The 4,833-nt window shown below is 62.5% G+C and carries 5 protein-coding genes and 1 pseudogene; 4 read left to right on the top strand and 2 right to left on the bottom strand.

From position 1 onward, the window contains the following. Window positions 1-32: 32 nt before the first annotated feature. On the bottom strand, window positions 33-542 hold the full coding sequence (locus ACH2EI_RS11475) for a sigma-70 family RNA polymerase sigma factor (protein ID WP_395160100.1): 510 nt from the start codon (window positions 540-542) through the stop codon (window positions 33-35). 96 nt (window positions 543-638) lie between these two features. On the opposite strand from ACH2EI_RS11475, the gene ACH2EI_RS11470 reads away from it, so the two are divergent. The 4 genes from ACH2EI_RS11470 to ACH2EI_RS11455 are packed head-to-tail and all read left to right on the top strand — an operon-like array spanning window position 639 to window position 4,037. Further along, a complete protein-coding gene (locus tag ACH2EI_RS11470; RefSeq protein WP_395160098.1) occupies window positions 639-1,709 on the top strand; it encodes a metal ABC transporter substrate-binding protein in 1,071 nt (356 codons plus the stop codon). Next, a complete protein-coding gene (locus ACH2EI_RS11465) occupies window positions 1,706-2,479 on the top strand; it encodes a metal ABC transporter ATP-binding protein (protein ID WP_395160096.1) in 774 nt (257 codons plus the stop codon). The genes ACH2EI_RS11470 and ACH2EI_RS11465 overlap by 4 nt, the downstream gene beginning before the upstream one ends. Continuing rightward, window positions 2,476-3,306 (top strand): metal ABC transporter permease, encoded by an 831-nt coding sequence (locus ACH2EI_RS11460; RefSeq protein ID WP_395160094.1) that lies wholly within the window; start codon window positions 2,476-2,478, stop codon window positions 3,304-3,306. Before ACH2EI_RS11465 ends, ACH2EI_RS11460 begins: the two co-directional genes overlap by 4 nt. Window positions 3,307-3,362: 56 nt before the next feature. Continuing rightward, entirely contained in the window at window positions 3,363-4,037 is a 675-nt protein-coding gene (locus ACH2EI_RS11455) for a hypothetical protein (protein WP_395160092.1), read from the top strand. A gap of 406 nt (window positions 4,038-4,443) precedes the next feature. Here ACH2EI_RS11455 and ACH2EI_RS11450 read toward each other — a convergent pair. After that, window positions 4,444-4,833, bottom strand: a pseudogene (locus ACH2EI_RS11450) (hypothetical protein); the annotation flags it as partial.

Here is a 4,833-nt window from a genome sequence, read left to right as displayed (position 1 = left end):
TCGGGTCGCGAGCGCCTTCTCTCGCCAGAGCGTCAGCCGGCTTGTTCGGCTTGAGTGATCAGGTGGGCGAGATGCGCGCGTGCACGCGAGACGCGAGATCGAATTGTTCCGACTGCGCAGTCGCTGATGGCCGCGGCTTCGCCGTAGCGGTAGCCGAGGAGCTGGGTGAGGACGAAGGCGTAGCGTTGGTCGTCGGGGAGTTCGTCGAGGAGCAGCTCGGTGTCGACCAGCGTGGTGTGGTTGGTGTGGTGGCGACGGGTGAGTTCGGTGCGACGAGCGCGCTGCTGGCTGTTGATCGAGTCGGCGCAGGAGCGTCGGGCAATGGTGAGCAACCACGATTTGGCAGTGTTGTCGCCTCGGAAGGTGTGGAGTCCACGGAGTGCTCGTAGGTAGGTGTCTTGCACGAGGTCCTCGACATGGTCTCGGTCGCCGAGGTAGTGGCAGAAGCGTGTGACGTCGTCGATGGTCAGTTGGACGAAACGTTCGAACGCTGTCGGGTCGCCGTCTTGCGCGGCAAAGAGTACGCGGGTGATGTCGTTCATGGGGGTGTCGGTGGGGGTGTGTGGGTAGGGGAGGATCGGCGTGAGGTTTCTCGACGGCGATGGAACTTTACGGGTTGATGTCATGACTGTTTGTGCATGAAGACATCGATGAAGCAGTCAAGCCAGACGTCACGTCGTGAGCAGCGGGGTACCCGATGGTGCGTCGGAACGATTGTCGCTGGGTCTCTGGTGCTGGGTGCGTGCGGTTCCGGATCGGATGGGGCGGCAACGACGACCCCGGCGAGTTCGCCGGCTGGCGAGGTCCAGGTTGCCGCCGAGGCGCAGTACACGGTGGTCGTGTCGGATCCGCCGATTGCGGACTTGGTCACTCGGGTTGCGGGTGACGCTGTGGAAGTAGTGAGCGTGGTGCCGATGGGCGCGGACGGTCATACGTATCAGCCGGTACCGGAGGATGCGCGGACGTTGGCGAGGGCGGACGTGTACATCGAGAACGGGATGGACCTCAACAACGTGGTCGCCGCATTCGCATTCACGAACTACCCGCAAGGCACGCCGCACCACATGTTGAGCGACGTGATCCCCGAGTCGGAAATTCTGGCCACCGACTCGGCCGAGGAAGTCGCATCGCACGGGCACGCGCACAGCTTCAACGCGCATTTCTGGCCCGATGCGAGATACGCCGGAATGTACGTGGCTGAAATCGCCCGAATTTTGTCGGAGGCCGACCCGGCGGGCGCAGCAGGCTACGCGGAACGCGCCGCAGCGCTGTCGGCACAGATCGCAGAGATGGACGCCGCCTTCCAAATCGCCCTCGCGACTATCCCCCGAGCGAACCGCAAGCTCGTCGTGTATCACGACAGCTGGTCGTACTACGGACGTCGCTACGGGATCCCCGTGATCGGGGCAATCCAGCCGACCGACTTCTCCGAACCATCCGCGGCGGAGTTGCGCGACACCATCGAACAGGTCCGCCGCGAGGAAGTGCCAGCGTTCTTCGGCAGCGAAGTGTTTCCCTCTGACGTGTTGGACGTGATCGCCGCAGAGTCGGGGGCGGCATACGTGTCGGATCTCTCCGACGACAAGTTGCCAGGAGAGCCGGGCTCACCCGAACATTCCTACGTCGGAATGATGATTGCGAACACCCGCAGCATCGTCACTGCGCTGGGCGGGGACCCCTCCGTGCTCGACACGATCGCATTGTCGTGACGACAATCGCGTTGAGCGGTGTGGGCGTCCGATTCGGGCCGACCCGTCCGCTCCGTGACGTCAACCTCGTTGTCGAAGCCGGCGAGCTGGTCGGAATCGTTGGCCCATCAGGTGCCGGCAAGACCACACTGTTGAGGTTGCTGCTCGGCGAACTTAAAGCGTCAGAGGGAACGGTCGAGTTGACAGGCGGAAGCCGACGACGACGGGCGTCGGTTGGCTACGTGCCGCAGCTCGAGGCGAGCGAACGGACTTTCCCGCTCACTGTGCATGGCGCGGTCGAACTCGGCGCGGCCGCGACGAGTTCGATGGTGCCATGGTTTTCGCGGGCCGAGAAGGCCGCTGCGCACCGGGTTCTCGAGCGCCTCGGAATTGCGGATCTGCACGCCCGCGGGCTGCACGAACTGTCGGGTGGCCAATTCCAGCGGGTGCTGTTTGCACGCGCTCTCGTCTCGGACCCCCAACTGCTGCTGTTAGACGAACCAACGAGCGGGATCGATCTGCGCACCCGCGGCGAGATGCTCGGCTTGGTCGACGAACTACGCAGAGACGGCCTGACCGTGGTGTTGACGACCCACGATCTGAACTGGGTCGCATCACACCTTCCACGTGTCGTGTGCCTCAACCAGACTGTGATTGCTGACGGCTCAGCGATCGACGTGCTGCGCCCCGAGATCCTCGCCGACACGTTTGGCGCAGACATGGAAGTTATTGAACACAACGGTCGTCCCGTCGTCGTCGACGGCGACGCACTCGTGGGAGGTGTCATATGAATCTGTTGTTGGATCCGTTCGAGTTTGCCTTCTTCGGTCGGGCATTGCTCGCAGCGGTACTCGTCGGCGCAGTGACCGGTGCACTGGGGCCGTTTGTCGTGGTCCGCCGGATGGCCTACATCGGCCAAGGACTCTCACAGAGTGTGCTCGGCGGTGTCGGAATCGGACTTGTCTTCGGTGCCGGGCTCTACTCAGGCGCGATTGCTGCGACCGCGGTCGCGACCGTGGTGATCTACGCGACGCGCCGGCGCGGCGTTCCAATCGATACCGCGATCGGCATTGTTGCCTCCACGATGTTTGCCGGTGGCGTTGCGGTGATCTCGTCGAACCGGGACCGCAGCCTCAACATCACCAACTTGCTGTTCGGCAACGTGTTGGGTGTCGACCGCGACGACCTGATCCTCGTCGGCGTGGTCGTGGTGATCGTCGCAGTCGTGTTGTTCACACAGTTCAAGAAACTCGTTGCGACGACGCACAATCCATCAGTGGCCGCGGCTCACGGGGTTCGCACCGGAGCGATGGAAGTCGTGTTCAACGCGCTTCTCGCGCTGGCCGTCGTTACCGCTTTGCAGGTGCTGGGCGTGTTGCTCGTTGCAGCAACATTGCTGCTCCCCGCAGCGACTGCATCACTGATGTTCGGCTCGTTCGGTCGCCTCACACTGATGTCGATTGGGCTCGGTATGGCGACCGCCGTGATCGGACTGTACGTGTCCTACTACCACGACATCGCAAGCGGACCGTCGATCGTGTTGACCGGCGCCGCGGCATTCGCCATCGCTGCATTCGGGCTTCCAAACCGGTTCCGGCACAGCAAAGCCGCTTTGTGATGGCCGCTAAGTCGAGTCGACCCTTCACCCGTCACGATGGAAGACTGGTGCGTGTGATGACCTGTCCGCAGTGGGAAGACGTGTCCGCCGCACTTGACGGCGAACTACCTGCCGACGCAGCGCACGCAGCGCTACAACACGCTGCGAAATGTTCGATCTGCCGTACTGCGCTCGACACTGCCGTTGCGCCCGCACCGAACGTCGCGTTGACGACGTCGATGCCGTCATTTACTTCCGACATGGTGACCGCACCTGAGCGGCGTTGGCTCTCAGGTCGATGGACCCGATTGCTGCTACTCGCCGCAGCAATCATCATCGTGGCCGAAGCCGTCCCCGTCTACATCCGAGGCCACGGCCTTGACGCCCAGACACACTCTGCGCGTCACCTCGCGGCCTGGCAGATCGGATTCGGTGTCGGGCTGTTCGTTGCGGCCTGGGTCTCGCGCATGTCGCACGCCATGCTCGCGCTCGCGTCATCATTCGCCATCTTGAGTGCGTTGGCAACAGTCATCAATCTCGTCGCCGGACACAATGGGCCACTCGCCGAAACCGTTCACCTCATCGAACTGATCGCCGTGTTCCTTCTGTGGCGGATCACCCCACCGCATCTACGCGCTTGGCGACCAGGACGCTCACGAAGCAGCCTCGCCCGGAACCACACCGATACCGATACCGAACCGAGCGGGCTGAGTCTCGTGGAGTGGAAAACGCCCGACCGGGCAAGCGACTAATAATTCTCAGACCGGATATTGGCGGTCGTCGAAGCCGGATCACGTCGATCGTCGCAGTCATCAGACAATGCGCCGAGCCGGCCGCCAACGCAACATCGAGAGGCCTCCCTCTCACATGAGAACGTCCAAGCCGTCAACGATTGGATCCAACCAAGTTCTCGACCAAGTTATTGGACGAGAACAGGCGGAATTGGCGGGACTCGGCGAAAGTCGACTTCTGCAAAAGACCTGCTCGGCGGCAAGAAACGAGAGAATCCGAAAGCCAATACTCGCTTTCGTGATGCGTAGGTCACGAGTTCGACTCTGTCTGGGCTCCACGGAATGCACAGTCCACAGGTGCTTCGCAGCAACGCAGGATCACACCTGGCGGGCGAACCAAGACCTCACCAGTGCTTCGAAATCGACCTCAGCCGAACGACCCGTTCACGTCGACGACGATGTCGGTGGCTCGCAGGGTGTGGATACACACCGTGCCAGTCGCCGACAGCTTGGTCAATACGGCGTTGGGCCGAACATCACCCCCGTCGTAATTAACCGACGCCGCCGGAGCCGGACGAGGCTGATCACACGGATACACCGTCAAAAAACCGGGTCCCGCAGCAGAGATCGCAACAACGTTCAACGATGCTGCTGTGGTCCCGTCGGGGATCCCAGCCCCAGCGCGGCCAGTCACCTGAAGTGTAAGAGTCCCACCGTTGCTGCCACGACCGGCCCCTTGCTGCTTCCCATCAGTGGTCGTCAAGCCCGGACCAGCGCGAGTTTCAAGCAACCGTGCCGGATTGACCGACGTGAAGCC

Origin of the sequence: Ilumatobacter sp. (assembly GCF_041688325.1) — a bacterium.
Classification (GTDB): domain Bacteria; phylum Actinomycetota; class Acidimicrobiia; order Acidimicrobiales; family Ilumatobacteraceae; genus Ilumatobacter_A.
Note: the sequence above shows the minus strand (reverse complement) of the source record. Positions and strands in the feature narration are given on the sequence as shown.

Coding starts and splice junctions, on each gene's coding strand:
- ACH2EI_RS11460 (WP_395160094.1), top strand. CDS start 2,476: ATGAATCTGTTGTTGGATCCGTTCGAGTTTGCCTTCTTCGGTCGGGCA.
- ACH2EI_RS11455 (WP_395160092.1), top strand. CDS start 3,363: ATGACCTGTCCGCAGTGGGAAGACGTGTCCGCCGCACTTGACGGCGAA.
- ACH2EI_RS11475 (WP_395160100.1), bottom strand. CDS start 542: ATGAACGACATCACCCGCGTACTCTTTGCCGCGCAAGACGGCGACCCG.
- ACH2EI_RS11470 (WP_395160098.1), top strand. CDS start 639: ATGAAGACATCGATGAAGCAGTCAAGCCAGACGTCACGTCGTGAGCAG.